The sequence below is a fragment of the Nocardia sp. NPDC050406 genome (assembly GCF_044459025.1).
Taxonomy (GTDB): Bacteria; Actinomycetota; Actinomycetes; order Mycobacteriales; family Mycobacteriaceae; genus Nocardia.
The window spans coordinates 2,214,842-2,227,579 of the sequence record NZ_JBITIM010000001.1; the positions used below are offsets into that span (position 1 = coordinate 2,214,842).

14 protein-coding genes are annotated in these 12,738 nt (G+C 68.0%); 6 read left to right on the forward strand and 8 right to left on the reverse strand.

Annotated elements, in window-relative coordinates:
• Window positions 1-113: 113 nt before the first annotated feature.
• From ACIBH2_RS10535 to ACIBH2_RS10550, 4 genes are all read right to left on the reverse strand, one after another.
• Entirely contained in the window at window positions 114-464 is a 351-nt protein-coding gene (locus ACIBH2_RS10535; RefSeq protein ID WP_397115607.1) for a hypothetical protein, read from the reverse strand.
• 88 nt (window positions 465-552) lie between these two features.
• Window positions 553-1,602 (reverse strand): methionine synthase, encoded by a 1,050-nt coding sequence (locus tag ACIBH2_RS10540; protein WP_397115609.1) that lies wholly within the window; start codon window positions 1,600-1,602, stop codon window positions 553-555.
• Between the two features lie 116 nt (window positions 1,603-1,718).
• Window positions 1,719-2,840, reverse strand: a complete 1,122-nt coding sequence (mnmA, locus tag ACIBH2_RS10545; protein ID WP_397115611.1) for a tRNA 2-thiouridine(34) synthase MnmA — start codon at window positions 2,838-2,840, stop codon at window positions 1,719-1,721.
• Window positions 2,841-4,061 (reverse strand): cysteine desulfurase family protein, encoded by a 1,221-nt coding sequence (locus ACIBH2_RS10550; protein ID WP_397115613.1) that lies wholly within the window; start codon window positions 4,059-4,061, stop codon window positions 2,841-2,843.
• A 322-nt stretch (window positions 4,062-4,383) separates the two neighbouring features.
• Between ACIBH2_RS10550 and ACIBH2_RS10555 the strand changes: the two genes are divergently transcribed.
• Both ACIBH2_RS10555 and ACIBH2_RS10560 read left to right on the forward strand, forming a co-directional pair.
• The gene (locus ACIBH2_RS10555) at window positions 4,384-5,109 is read left to right on the forward strand and encodes a GAF and ANTAR domain-containing protein (RefSeq protein ID WP_397115615.1); all 726 of its coding nucleotides are present in this window, start codon (window positions 4,384-4,386) and stop codon (window positions 5,107-5,109) included.
• A gap of 42 nt (window positions 5,110-5,151) precedes the next feature.
• Complete coding sequence (locus tag ACIBH2_RS10560; protein WP_397115617.1) at window positions 5,152-5,886, forward strand: GAF and ANTAR domain-containing protein; 735 nt, start codon at window positions 5,152-5,154, stop codon at window positions 5,884-5,886.
• Between the two features lie 27 nt (window positions 5,887-5,913).
• Here the strand turns inward: ACIBH2_RS10560 and ACIBH2_RS10565 are convergent, their stop codons facing one another.
• The gene (locus ACIBH2_RS10565) at window positions 5,914-6,201 is read right to left on the reverse strand and encodes a hypothetical protein (RefSeq protein WP_397115619.1); all 288 of its coding nucleotides are present in this window, start codon (window positions 6,199-6,201) and stop codon (window positions 5,914-5,916) included.
• A 372-nt stretch (window positions 6,202-6,573) separates the two neighbouring features.
• Between ACIBH2_RS10565 and ACIBH2_RS10570 the strand changes: the two genes are divergently transcribed.
• Window positions 6,574-6,930, forward strand: a complete 357-nt coding sequence (locus ACIBH2_RS10570) for a hypothetical protein (protein WP_397115621.1) — start codon at window positions 6,574-6,576, stop codon at window positions 6,928-6,930.
• A 10-nt stretch (window positions 6,931-6,940) separates the two neighbouring features.
• Here ACIBH2_RS10570 and ACIBH2_RS10575 read toward each other — a convergent pair whose 3' ends face one another.
• The gene (locus ACIBH2_RS10575; protein ID WP_397115623.1) at window positions 6,941-8,230 is read right to left on the reverse strand and encodes a serine/threonine-protein kinase; all 1,290 of its coding nucleotides are present in this window, start codon (window positions 8,228-8,230) and stop codon (window positions 6,941-6,943) included.
• 280 nt (window positions 8,231-8,510) lie between these two features.
• On the opposite strand from ACIBH2_RS10575, the gene ACIBH2_RS10580 reads away from it, so the two are divergent.
• Both ACIBH2_RS10580 and ACIBH2_RS10585 read left to right on the forward strand, forming a co-directional pair.
• Entirely contained in the window at window positions 8,511-8,750 is a 240-nt protein-coding gene (locus ACIBH2_RS10580; protein WP_397115625.1) for a hypothetical protein, read from the forward strand.
• A gap of 81 nt (window positions 8,751-8,831) precedes the next feature.
• Entirely contained in the window at window positions 8,832-9,482 is a 651-nt protein-coding gene (locus ACIBH2_RS10585; RefSeq protein ID WP_397115627.1) for a serine protease, read from the forward strand.
• A 7-nt stretch (window positions 9,483-9,489) separates the two neighbouring features.
• Here the strand turns inward: ACIBH2_RS10585 and ACIBH2_RS10590 are convergent, their stop codons facing one another.
• On the reverse strand, window positions 9,490-10,494 hold the full coding sequence (locus ACIBH2_RS10590) for a helix-turn-helix transcriptional regulator (protein WP_397115629.1): 1,005 nt from the start codon (window positions 10,492-10,494) through the stop codon (window positions 9,490-9,492).
• Between the two features lie 146 nt (window positions 10,495-10,640).
• On the opposite strand from ACIBH2_RS10590, the gene ACIBH2_RS10595 reads away from it, so the two are divergent.
• Window positions 10,641-11,747, forward strand: coding sequence for a BTAD domain-containing putative transcriptional regulator (locus ACIBH2_RS10595; protein ID WP_397115631.1), 1,107 nt, complete (start codon window positions 10,641-10,643; stop codon window positions 11,745-11,747).
• A gap of 15 nt (window positions 11,748-11,762) precedes the next feature.
• Here ACIBH2_RS10595 and ACIBH2_RS10600 read toward each other — a convergent pair whose 3' ends face one another.
• A complete protein-coding gene (locus ACIBH2_RS10600) occupies window positions 11,763-12,692 on the reverse strand; it encodes an NADP-dependent oxidoreductase (protein WP_397115633.1) in 930 nt (309 codons plus the stop codon).
• Window positions 12,693-12,738: the final 46 nt, after the last annotated feature.

The window sequence follows — 12,738 nt, forward strand, 5'->3', positions numbered from 1 at the left end:
CTGCTCGTAGTCGACGAATTTCTGGTCGAGGTTCGTGGCGAGCGTGGTCCACTCGGTGGCGACCTCCACCAGATCGTGGGGACGCCAGGCGCGAATCTGCTCCGGGGTGAGGCTCATAGCGGGCGGTCCGGGATCCATGGACCGCATAGTTGCCCCATGGTCGCCTGAATCTGGTCGCGGACGCCGTCGTCCTTGGTTCGATACTGTCCGGCGGTGTAGGCCATGGCGTCGGCCACGCCTTCGAGCCGGGTCTTGGCGCTCGCCACGAGCGCGCCGTGCACCAGATCCTTGGTGAGCGCCACCGCCGCCTCGTGCGAGGTCAGCACGCCGCCGGGCTTTCCGCTGTTGAACGGCTCGACCGCACCCTTTCCACATCGCAGCGCACCGACCTGTCCGGCCAGGGTCTTCACCGTGGAGCCGAGCCGGTTCAGCTGGTCGATGTCGGCCTTGAAACTGTCGGTCATCGCTCCCCCTGGGCGGGCGTCTTACGTGGTCAGGGGAGTTTACGACACGAGCGCAGGGGGTGTTGCTGACGGATTGCTACTTGGCGCGTCAGTCGAAGGTCAGGGCTTCTGGTTCGTCGGCGTAGGCGGTGGCGATCTCGGTGGCGAGGGTGAGGGATTTGCGTGCCCAGTCGAGGGGGGCGGTGGCGAGGCCGCAGGCGGGGGTGACCGTGACTTGGGTGGCGAGGCGGCGGCGGGGGAAGCCGAGGCGGTCCAGTAGTCGGACGCCGGGTTCGGCGAGTTCGCGCCAGGTGACCGGGGTGGCCGGGGCGGTGGTCGGGATGAGGCCCAGGGCTAGGTGGTGGCCGGAGTCGAGGAGTTCGCCGAGCGGGTCGAGGTCGGCGGTGGTGATGGTGGACATGTCGAAACCGACTGCGGTGGTGGCGGTTTGGCGGAGGAAGGCCAGGGCGGGGCGGTCCGCGCAGGTGTGGATCAAGACCGGGGCGGGTTGGGCGGTGATGACGTTGTCGAGGATGTGTTGCGCTTCGGGAGCGGGCAGGGCGCGCACGGTGTTCATGACGCTCGCGCCCTTCAGGGTGCCTGCGAGAACCGCAGTGAGCGACGGCTCGTCCAGTTGCACAAGGACTTTCGCACCCAGACGCTTAGCGACCTCGGCGGCGTGGGTCGCGAGACCCTCGGCCAGGGATTCCGAAAGATCGCGCAGGGCACCGGAATCGGTGAGTACGCGGTGCCCGACCGGCAGTTCCACCTGGGCGGCCAGACTCAGCGGACCGATGGCCTGGAGCTTCACGGTGAGACCGGAGCCGGTGAGACCGGCTGTCTCCCAGGCTTCTTCGAGAGCATCGAGATCGCCACGCAGCAGGTCTCGGGCGCGGCGCGCGACGGCCCCGGGACGGATGGCGAGGCGATAACCCCGAGGCGTGGTGTCGAAGCGCATATCGACCAGCAGAGCGGAGGCGCGGCCCACCATATCCGCGCCGACACCGCGGCCGGGCAGCTCCACCAGGTGGGGCAGCTCGCCGAGTTCGCCGACGACGGTCGCCGTGGCCTCGCGAATATCGGTGCCGGGCCACGAGCCGACGCCGGTCGCGATCCCGCCGCGCAGTACCGCGCGTGCCTCGGCCGCTGTGTCAGTCACCTGGATTCACTCCGCCCTTCGAGCGTCGACGCCTGCGCCCAGCATGGCATTCACCGTCGTCGTCTCCGACGCCGCCCCACGATTCGCACTGGTGACCGTGTGCCACCGGCGACATGTCACCGAGTGCTGTCGGCCACCAGTTCATTGGCGTAGGAATGGATTTCACGCTCGGTGCCGGTGATGGTGCCACTGCCGAGCACCTGATCGCCGTCGGCATCGGGGCGGTACAGCACCACGGCCTGGCCACGCGCCACACCGGTCAGCGGTTCACGCAGACGCACCACGAGACCACCGTCCACCGCCTCGGCGACCGCCGGGGCGGTGCCGCCGTGCGCACGCACCTGGGCGACGCATTCGATAGGCCCGTCAGGGGTTTCGCCCGAGGTCCAGATGGCGCGATCCGCCAGCACGGTCCACACGTTCAGGTCCTCGACCGCGCCGACGCGCACGGTGCCGGACTCCGGATCGATATCGGTGACATAGCGCGGCTTGCCGTCGGCGGCGGGGCCGGGCAGACCGAGGCCCTTGCGCTGGCCGATCGTAAAGCCGTGCACGCCATCGTGATCGCCGAGCTTGGTGCCGTCGGCATCCACCAGCGCGCCGGGGCGGATACCGATCTTCGCGCCCAGGAACGCCCGGGTGTCACCGGAGGGAATGAAGCAGATGTCGTGGCTGTCGGGCTTGTTGGCCACCGCGAGTCCGCGCTCGGCGGCCTCCTCGCGAATCCGCGGCTTGGGGGTGTCGCCGACCGGGAACATGGCGCGCGAGAGCTGCTCGGCGGTCAGCACCGCGAGCACATACGACTGGTCCTTGTCCTCGTCGACGGCGCGCCGCAGCACACCGTCCTCGAGCCGCGCGTAGTGCCCGGTGACGACGGCGTCGAAGCCCAGCGCCACCGCGCGATCGGCCAACGCCGAGAACTTGATCTTCTCGTTGCAGCGCAGGCACGGGTTGGGAGTCTCACCGGCGGCATAGGAGGCGACGAAATCATCGATCACGTCCTCCTTGAACCGGTCGGCGAAATCCCAGACGTAGAACGGGATTCCGAGCACGTCGGCGGCGCGGCGGGCGTCTCCGGCGTCTTCCTTGGAGCAGCAGCCGCGCGATCCGGTGCGCAGCGTGCCCGGCGCGGTCGACAGGGCCAGATGAACGCCGACCACCTCGTGTCCGGCGTCGACGGCGCGGGCGGCGGCTACGGCCGAATCCACGCCACCGCTCATGGCGGCAAGTACACGCATTTAGAAGCCTCCCTTCGCACTGGCCAGACCGGCTGCTTTGGCCCGTTCCACCACCTGCGGCAGTGCCGCCAGCACGGCATCGATATCGGTATCGGTCGAATCATGTCCCAGCGAGAAGCGCAGCGACCCGCGCGCCAGCGCCGGTTCCACACCCATGGCCAGCAGTACGTGGCTGGGACCCGCCACGCCCGCATTGCAGGCCGATCCGGTCGAGCACTCGACCCCGGCCGCGTCCAACAGCATCAGCAGCGAATCGCCTTCGCAGCCCGGGAAGGTGAAGTGCACATTGCCCGGCAGCCGACGCTCCCCGGTCGCGCCATTGAGCACGGCATCGGGCACTGCCGCGCGCACCCCGGCGATGAGCCGGTTGCTCAGCCGCGTCAATTCCGCTGTCCGCGTGGGCAATCCACGCACGGTCTCACGCAGCGCCGCCGCGAGCCCTACCGCTGCGGGCACATCCGAGGTGCCCGAGCGCAGATCGCGTTCATGCCCACCGCCGTGCAACAGCGGCGTGCACGGCACCGTCCGCCCGAGCAGCAGGACACCCACCCCGTGCGGCCCGCCGACCTTGTGCCCGGCGAAACTCGCCGCCGCGAGCCCACTGCTGGCGAAGTCGATGGGCAGCTGCGCCGCCGCCTGCACCGCGTCACTGTGCATGGGAATATCGAATTCCTGTGCCATGGCGGCCAATTCGGCGATCGGCTGAATCGTCCCGACCTCGTTGTTGGCCCACATGATGCTCACCAGCGCGATCTCGTCGGCATACGTGGCCAGCGCGTCGCGCAGTGTGCGCGGCGAGACAACGCCCTCGGAGTCCACATCCAGCCACGTCACCCGAGCGCCTTCGTGCTGCTCGAGCCACTCCACGGCGTCCAGCACCGCATGATGCTCGACCGCGCTCACCAGAATCCGCGTGCGCCGCGAATCAGCGTCCCGCCGCGCCCGATAGATCCCCTTGACGGCGAGATTGTCACTCTCGGTCCCCCCGGAGGTGAAGATCACCTCCGAAGGCCGCGCCCCCAGATCAGCCGCGATCGACTCCCGCGCTTCCTCCAACAGCCGCCGAGCCGCCCGCCCCGACCCGTGCAACGACGACGCGTTCCCCGCCATCCCCAAGACAGCCGTCATCGCCTCGACAGCGACCGGGAACATGGGTGTCGTGGCCGCGTGATCGAGGTAGACCGTCTGGGCACCGACCGGACCCGGGAAAGCCGACTTCATGACCGATAAAGCCTATCCCATCGTTGACCTGCGTTTCCTTGGGGTATCCCCCTCGCCGTGTGCGAGATCTTCACGATTCCACGCACCATCTGCGCAACCGCTCGACCGCCGACGCGTATTCCCCAGGCCCTGCCGATCGAGTTCTATTGCGGTTCCGCCGCTCACGCGAGGACGACTATCGTCTGATGTGGAGCGCGGCCTCGCTCCTCGGGATCGATTCCACCGGTTGGAGGGTGTCGATTATGGCGATCGGCCAAGCTCGCACCCGGGTGTACCCCATTGCTCTCGCAGCGGTGCGTGCCGTGGCGGGCGGGTGGTCACGGTGAGTGGTTTCGATGTGGTGGGTTCGGAGCGTTTCCTCGCGGCGCTCTCGGCGGTACCTCGCGCTGTCGTCGGCCCGCCGCGGATCTGCCTGGCCTGTGTGGCGGTATTGCCGGTCCAGCGCAGCGCGATCGCGGTGGATGTCACCGGGACGGGCTGGGAAGTGTTGTGCGCCACCGATTCCGACGCGGATCGATTCGAGGCGTTGCAGGCCACCGCGGGACAGGGACCCGGCATCGACGCGGCGGCGCGCGGCGAGGTGGTCGTGGTCGAGGACATGGCGTTGATCCATCATCGGTGGCCGTTATTGGGTGCCGCGATGGGTATCGGCGAGTCCGGTGCGGTGTATTCGGTTCCGCTGCAGGCAGGAGCCGCGCGGCTGGGGGTGCTCGATCTGTTCTGCGAGAAGCCGGGACCGCTCGACGGGTCACAGTGGGCGGCGGTGTCCTCGGTCGCCATGATGGTGACGATGATCCTGTTGTCGGATCGCGGCGCCGACGCCGACAGCGCCGAGACGGTGTTGGGGCAATGGTGGAATTCCGCACCCCGCACCCGTGAGATCCATCAGGCCAGCGGGATGGTCGCCGCGCAGCTGGGAGTGCCGGTGCGCGACGCCTATTCGCGGCTGCAAGCCCATGCCTTCGCCGAAGGTCTCACCTTGGCCGAAGTCGCCGACGACGTGGTAGCACGCCGGTTGCGCTTCAGTCCCGCTGCCGAGACACCATGACCCACAACGGATATCGAATCGAAAGCGCAGAAGGAGATGGTCATGAATGAGCGCGAAGGCCCGCTGGTGAAGGCATTCGTGGAGCTGGCCGACACCCTCGTCGCAGACTACGACCTCATCGAGCTGACCCAGCGCCTCGTCGATGATTGCGTAGGTCTGCTCGGCGTCGATGCCGCCGGACTGCTGCTCGCCGCCCCCGACGACGGGTTGCAGGTGCTGGCCTCCACCACCGAACAGGCCCGCCTGCTGGAGCTGTTCCAGGTGCAGTCGGAGGCCGGTCCGTGCCTGCTCGCCTACCGCAGTGGCGTCGGTGTGCTGGTCGACGACCTCACCGTCGAGCCCGAACGGTGGCCCGCGTTCGCGCGTCGCGCCCTCGCCGATGGGTTTCGCGCGGTGTGCGCCTTGCCGCTGCGATTGCGCCAGGAGCGCATCGGCGCGTTGAACCTGTTCTCCACCACGGCCGGTGCACTGTCATCGCAGGACATTCTCGTCGGCCAAGCTCTGGCCGATGTCGCCACCATAGGAATCCTGCATCAGCGCGCGGCGACTCGATCGGAAACCATCAATCGGCAGCTGCAGACGGCGTTGAACACCCGCATCATCATCGAACAGGCCAAAGGCATGCTCGCCGAACGCGGCGGATTGGATATGGATCAGGCATTCGGGCAGCTGCGTGGCTACGCCCGCGCCAATCACCTACGCCTGACCGACCTCGCCCGCGCTGTCGTGGAGGGCACCGCCGAGATCGGGGAACTGCTCGACGGCACCGCGCCCTGACCTTCGGGTCGGTTGGCCCACCGTGTCTCAGCGGAAGGTGCGCCAGCAGAAGATGTCGGTGATCTGGCGCGGCTGGTCGCGTTCGATGTACCGGGCAGGCAGGGCGTCGGCCAAGACTTGCTGCCATTGCGGCGCGGTCAGCGCGCCGACCCAGCCGACTCGCGCGGTGGACTGCGGATCCTCGAGCATCGCCAGCGCGACATGTTCCACGTGCAGCTGCCGGTGCCCGCAGGCGTTGAAGATATCGACCGCGCGTTGCAGAACTCCCTCGAGGTCCGCCGTGATCCACCCGTCGACACGGGTCACATCCATCATCGGCAGAGAATTCGGGGAGGTCGGTTCTTGTTCACCGGGTCGTGCTGTAGTCGTCACGTTTGCCTCCGGTCTCCGACGTGCGATCGGGATGGGTTGCCGAGGACCGGGGCAAGAGCCACAAAGCCGACGAAAACGACGTAATCGCCGGGACAGCACGGTAATTCCCTCATTGTGCACCCCCTTCGGTGGAAAACCTACAAACAAACCGCAAGCGCACCTGACGCCCGCACACGGTCACGGGCGGATAGCCAGGTGATCAAGAAATGTCGGAATTGGCGTGTAATGCCCGGTTTGCTGGTAGGCATGTGGTAGATGACCGGCTGCTGAAGTTGGTCGCGGCAGCCGCTCCCTAACCGCAAGGAAGAAGGGGCGATGGAAATCAAGAGATTTGCGGCAACTGCCGCGCTCGCGTTTTGCGCCACGGCTTTCACGGTTGGTATTGCCAACGCGGACCCGGGTGTATCTGGTGGTGACGTAGCCGGGATATCCGTTCAGGACGAGAATGCTCGGGTTGATGTCGCCACTCCCGAGGATGATTTGGCCATGCGCCAATGCAATGCGGTGATCGGCGCGTTGGTCGGCGGGGTGATCGGTGGTACCGGTAGTGCGTTGCCGGGGGCGCTGATCGGGGCCGGGATCGGGGCGGCTGTCGGCTGGACGTTGAACTATCCGCCGGGACCGCCGCTGGCCTGTTGGCAGCCGTCGCAGGATGGCAATCCGCCGTCCTGACCGTCGCTGGTCAACACTTCGAGAGGTCGGCGGGGCAGACCACCATGCGCGGGGAGAGCGGTCCCAGACCGCCTTCGAAGGTGTTCACGAACTCCCCCGCATCGTGGGCGGCGGTGTAGCGGTGGCCGCCCACCGATTGCTTTCCGGTCGCCTCGTTGCGGACAAGTCCGGCACCGGCGAACAGGCTGCCGTCGGGCTGCCGCTCGATGCGTTCGGCACTGTCGACCAGTGTGTATTTTGCCGTCGGGAACCATTCTTTGGTCACCGGGAAATAGCTTCCCCAGCGAGCGATCTTCTGCACCTCGTCGATCTGGGTGCAGAAGGCCATGGCCCCGCGCTCGGATTTCAGATAGGGCACGGGGCACAGCAGTGGCCCGTTCGCGGCCGCGACCTGGACGATCGACGGCACCGGCTGTGCCTGCGGCACAGCCGCTTCCGGCATGACGATCGTCCAGACGCCGACCGCCGCCGCCACCGTCACGACAGCGCTTACGGGGACCCACGGAATGCGCCGGGCACGGTCCTTCTTCAGGGCCGCGGTCACGGCCTCGGCCAGCGCACCGCAGCTGGCGTAGCGCATCGCCGGGTCGTAGGCGGTGGCGGTGGCGATCACCGCCGACAGCCGAGCCGACAGCGGCGCGTTGGGCGGACCGGTTCCGATGAGCCGCCCGGTGAGCAGTTCGTAGAGCGTGATGCCGAGCGCGTAGACATCGGTCCGTGGATCGGCCACGCCACCGGCCAGCTGCTCCGGCGCGGCATAGGCGGGAGTCAGTGCGATCGGGCCGCTGGTGAGGGTCATGGCCGGTGACGCGCTGCGGGCGATGCCGAAATCCCCGATCAGCACCCGATCGTCCTCGCCGAGAAAGATATTGGCGGGTTTCACATCCCGGTGCACGATGCCGTGCTCGTGCGCGTGGTCGAGCCCCTTGGCCACTTCGGCGATGATGTGGACGGCCCGATCGGCCTCCAGTCCGTCGCGGTATTGCCGAATGAGCTGCCGCACATCGCCGCCGGAGACGTACTGCATGGACACCCACGGCGTGCCGTCCTCGATGCCGCGATCGTGAACGGAGACGATATTCGGATGATCGAGCCGCGCGACCAGATCGGCCTCCCGGTCGAATCGGGCCTGGAAGCGCTGGTTCTCGTTCGGCGCGACGTGCAGGAGCTTGAGCGCGACCGTGCGCGGCAACCGCGGGTGTCGTGCCGTGTACACCGTCCCCATACCGCCCGAGCCGAGCAATCCGGTGATCACATGGTCGGCGAAAACGGTTCCCGCCAGTAATTCTCGGGTAGGCATGACGTAACCCCCTGCTACGGTCCCTGTCTCGATGATCGGACCGTGCGGGTGTGGTCATACACGAAATCCCGTTAATAACCCCAAGATTGCGCCCGCGCGCGGCTCCAGCGCGCTGAACCCACGGTAGAGCAGGGAACTCGAGGAAATATCGAACAATTCTGGAAGTGGATTTCATGTATTCGTAGGAGGATTCCTCGTACCGGCGGTGCTGTCATTGTGGTGCGATCCGTCCGACGGGCCGACCGCATATCGCAATTCGCACTCCGTTAGGGGAAAGATCATGAGGAACAACAAGATTCGGGCGGCCGCCGCGACGCTGGCGTGCGCACCATTGATCGCGTGGGGTGCCGGGGTGGCCGCCGCCGCACCCGCGCCGGAGCCCGCACCCGTCGCACCGGCGGTCGGGGTCGAGGTACAGCCCGCGGTGCTCTCGCCGTTCCTCACCATCCCCGGCGCGTCGAACACCTGCTCGGTCCTGCTCATCACCGTCCCCATCCTCTTCCCCATTTGCGTGGTCTGAGCGGATCGGAAGCGTCACCATGGAGGAACCGGCGCGCTGCGGCGCGCCGGAACCCGTGGCGCACAAACACTTCGGAGTGTCATGTTCCGCAGATTTCTCCTGCTGGCCGCCGCCCTCGCCCTGGTGTGGACCGCCCCCGGGACCGCTCAGGCCGCACCTCGAACGGTATTGGGCGGCGGCTCGGGCATCGTCCTCGACGACGGCGCACTGTGCACGCTGACCACCATCGGATGGGATGCCGACGGCCGCATGGTCGGTCTCACCGCGGGCCACTGCGGTACGGCCGGTACGGGCATCGCCTCCGAAAACGACAGGGACGCGGGCACGCTCGGCACCATCGCTTTCGTCAACGCCGATCTCGACTACGCGGTCATCCACTTCGATCAGGATCTGGTGGAGCCGACAAATCACATCGGCGACACCACGATCACCGACCTCAGGCAGCCCGCGCGATTTCCGGCCATCGCCTGCAAGCAGGGCCGGTCCTCCGGTCACACGTGCGGGCTGGTCTACGGCGACGTGTTCGCCACGGGGACCCTGACGCTCACCCAAATCTGCGTGGTCGTCGGCGATTCCGGCGGACCGGTGGTCGTCGGTACCACCCTGGTGGCCATGGTCAACGGGTACATCTCGTACCCGTGCGTGGGCCCGCAGGTGGGATTCGATATCAGCGCGATCCTCGCCGACGTCGACGCACGCGGTGGTGTGGGCGCGGGCTTCCGGCCGGTGTGACCGACGGTCACTGCGCCGCGAGCGCGACCGTGAGCAGCACCCGCACCAGCTCCGCCTGCCGATGGGTTCCGGTCTTGACGAAGATGTGTTGCAGATGCGTCCGGGCCGTACTCACCGATACGCGGAGCTGCGCGGCCACGGCCGGAAGTCCGTCGCCGCGCAGGACTCCGCGGGCGACCAGGCTCTCGGTCTCGGTCAGTCCGTAGAGCTCCTGCAAAGCCGCGGGCGACGGGCCCTGATCATCGTCCGGATCGACCGTCAGCAGCACCGCGCGGCAGTGTGCCGAACCGTCGAGTGGCGCGATGTGCACCGTGAGGGGCCGCTTCCCGGAGCGCGCGATCGCGATGCTGCCGCCCACCTCGGCCGGACCGGCGGCCGCGCCGATCAGCCACCGCAACCGTGGCTGCTGCGTGGGCGAGGTGGTGCGCAGACGACCGAACGAATCGACCGCCAACCCGTCGGCGGCGAGGGTGATGGCCGTGGCCCTGGCGTTGGCGAAGGTCAACCTCAGCTCGGTGGTGACGATCATGACGCCGTAGCGGGCCTTCTCCACGGTCGCCAGCGCGAGCGTCCGGTCCCGAGTCAGTTCGGCCAGTCGCGCTCGGGTGCGCAGGGCTTGTTCGAAGTGCGGAAGCAGAGCGCGCAGCAGCGTGTGACTCTCCGAATCCTCGGGCAGTTCAGTGTGTTTCGGCATCTGGTGACAGATCCAGGAGGCCGGAACCGAGTCGCCGAGTCGCGCCAGCAGGGTGTCGGAGCGCCACGTCTCGATCTCACCGACCGGCAGCCGACGCACCGGATCGGCGGTCTGGGCGAGGTGTTCGCGAATGTCGGCGTCGCTCGCACCACACGCCGCGACCCGAGGGCCGACCGGCTCGGCGAGGACGAGAAATCCCCGCACCGCACCGAGCACGGCGGTCACGTCGGCGATGACGGTATCCCATCGGGCCGGGTCGACTCCGGCGTCGTGAATCCCGGAGAGCAGCAACGAGAATCGCTGAACGGTAGCGGTCATCGGTACCTTCCCTCCGCGAGTCATCTCCTCCCGACCCGACTCTCACGGTAGAACACCGATCTCGAGCCGCCCTCGAGTAATTCTCGAGCGCGACGCCGCGACGGCATCGCCTGTGCCATGCTGTATTCGCATATGACGCAGGCACGGTGACCGTGACAGATCTCGATATTCGACTGCTCGGATCCGTCCAGATGAGCGTGGCCGGGCGGCCCGTTCCCGTGGGCGGCCCCAAACCTCGGATTCTGCTGGCCATGCTGACCGTCAACCGCCGACGCGCGGTCTCGGCGCAGCTGCTGGTCGATACGATCTGGGACGAGGACCCGCCGGGTAACGCGATGGCGGGCCTGTACGGGTACGTGGCGACCTTGCGGCGCGAAATGCGTTCCGCCGGAGCCGATGCCGAGGCGGTGCTGCGCTCCGTGGCGGCCGGTTGCTATCAGCTCGACATCGCCGACACGCAGTGCGATATCGGTCGATTCGAGTCCCACCGCACCGCGGGCGCGGCCGCCGCCGCACGCGGTGACCACGCGCGGGCGATCGACCATTTCACCAGCGCCCTCGCCGAGTGGAGCGGGGAGCCCCTGGCCGGGTTGCACGACATCTCCTTCGCCGATCGGTTCGTCACCGATGCCAGCGGATGGCGGCTGAACGTGTCGATTGCGCGCGCCGACGCCGAATACGCGTGCGGCCGCTGCGATTCCGGACTGGACGAACTCACCGCGCTCGCCGCGGAACATCCGCTGCACGAGGGGCTGTGGCAGCGACTCATTCGTGCGCTGCACGCGGCCGGTCGTCCCGCCGACGCACTCGACGCGTATCAACGCATTCGCCGAAACCTCGCCGAGGAGCTGGGTTTGGACCCGGATGCCGAGACCGAGAATCTGCGCGACGCCATCGTGCATCGCAGACCGCCGCCTCGGCCGCATCCCCCGGCCCGACGCACCACCACCGTCGGCTCCGGTAACGAACCGGTCGCCGCACTGCGGACAGCCGATGGGACGACGATCGAGATCACCGGGCACGGCCTGCGCATCGGCCGCGAAGCCGATAACGACCTGGTGCTCGACGACGCCCGGGTGAGCCGCCGTCACGCTCGAATCGTGGTGCGCGACAACGGCATGATGATCCACGATCTCGGCTCCGCCAACGGCGTGTACGTCAACGGCACGCAGATTCTGTGCGGCACGAAGATCTCCGACGGCGACGTCCTCGGTATCGGCGGGATCGCCCTGCACATCGAAGGGCGGCGGTGACCCGGGTATCGCCGCTCAGGGCACCAGCACCAGCTTTCCCCGTACCTGCCCGCTCTCGCCGAGTTCGTGTGCCTTGGCGGCGTCGGTCAGCGGGAGCGTGCTCTCGACCGAGGGACGCAGGCCGTCGCTGTCCACGACAGCGGCGAGGGCGGCGAGGTCCTCGGGGGTCGGCGCGAGGTTGAATTCGACGAAGCGGCGGCCGGTGGCCGCGGCGCGTTCGCGCACCGCCGTGCGGTCGAAGCCGATGCCCACCACGTCGACGACCACTCCCCCGGGCTTCAGCGTGACCAGCGATTTCAGGCCCACGTCGCCGCTGACGGTGTCCAGGACCACGTCCACGTCTCGGACGCGGGTGAAGTCCTCGACAGTGTGGTCGATCAGTTCGTCGGCACCGAGGTCGCGGACGAAGCCGTGTTTGGCCGAGCGCGCGGTGCCGATCACGTACGCGCCGCGGGCCTTGGCGACCTGAACCGCGAGGTGGCCGACGCCGCCCGCCGCGCCGTGCACGAGGACCCGCTGCCCGGGCCGCACTTCGCCGACCTTCACCAGCGCCTGCCAAGCGGTCAGGCCCGCGATGGGCAGCGCGGCGGCGTGCACGTGGTCGAGGCTGGCTGGTTTGGCCGCGAGGGCGGTCTCGGGAACGACCACGTAGTCGGCGTAGGCCCCGTGCGGTGGGGTCGCCCAGCCGTACACCACGTCGCCGGGGCGGAAGGCTGTCGCGCCCGCGCCGGTTTCGGTCACCTCGCCGCTGAATTCGTGCCCGAGGGTGAACGGCGGGTCGCCGAAGAGGCGCACATACCCGCTGCGGACCTTCCGGTCGGCAGGGTTGACGCCCACGGCGCGCACCCGCACCAGGACTTCGCCTGGCCCGGGAGCGGGGCGATCGGCGTCGACAACTTCCAGGACCCCGGGCCCGCCGAGGGTCCGCTGACTGATCTTTCGCATACCGATGACGCTATTGCCACCCGTCCTCGGGCGGGAGGTCCGGACG

Bases quoted from the DNA above. Each gene is read 5' to 3' on its own strand.
- ACIBH2_RS10550 (WP_397115613.1), bottom strand. From the start codon at position 4,061: ATGAAGTCGGCTTTCCCGGGTCCGGTCGGTGCCCAGACGGTCTACCTC.
- ACIBH2_RS10600 (WP_397115633.1), bottom strand. From the start codon at position 12,692: ATGCGAAAGATCAGTCAGCGGACCCTCGGCGGGCCCGGGGTCCTGGAA.
- ACIBH2_RS10570 (WP_397115621.1), top strand. From the start codon at position 6,574: ATGGAAATCAAGAGATTTGCGGCAACTGCCGCGCTCGCGTTTTGCGCC.
- mnmA (WP_397115611.1), bottom strand. From the start codon at position 2,840: ATGCGTGTACTTGCCGCCATGAGCGGTGGCGTGGATTCGGCCGTAGCC.
- ACIBH2_RS10580 (WP_397115625.1), top strand. From the start codon at position 8,511: ATGAGGAACAACAAGATTCGGGCGGCCGCCGCGACGCTGGCGTGCGCA.
- ACIBH2_RS10575 (WP_397115623.1), bottom strand. From the start codon at position 8,230: ATGCCTACCCGAGAATTACTGGCGGGAACCGTTTTCGCCGACCATGTG.
- ACIBH2_RS10585 (WP_397115627.1), top strand. From the start codon at position 8,832: ATGTTCCGCAGATTTCTCCTGCTGGCCGCCGCCCTCGCCCTGGTGTGG.
- ACIBH2_RS10560 (WP_397115617.1), top strand. From the start codon at position 5,152: ATGAATGAGCGCGAAGGCCCGCTGGTGAAGGCATTCGTGGAGCTGGCC.
- ACIBH2_RS10565 (WP_397115619.1), bottom strand. From the start codon at position 6,201: ATGATGGATGTGACCCGTGTCGACGGGTGGATCACGGCGGACCTCGAG.
- ACIBH2_RS10590 (WP_397115629.1), bottom strand. From the start codon at position 10,494: ATGACCGCTACCGTTCAGCGATTCTCGTTGCTGCTCTCCGGGATTCAC.
- ACIBH2_RS10535 (WP_397115607.1), bottom strand. From the start codon at position 464: ATGACCGACAGTTTCAAGGCCGACATCGACCAGCTGAACCGGCTCGGC.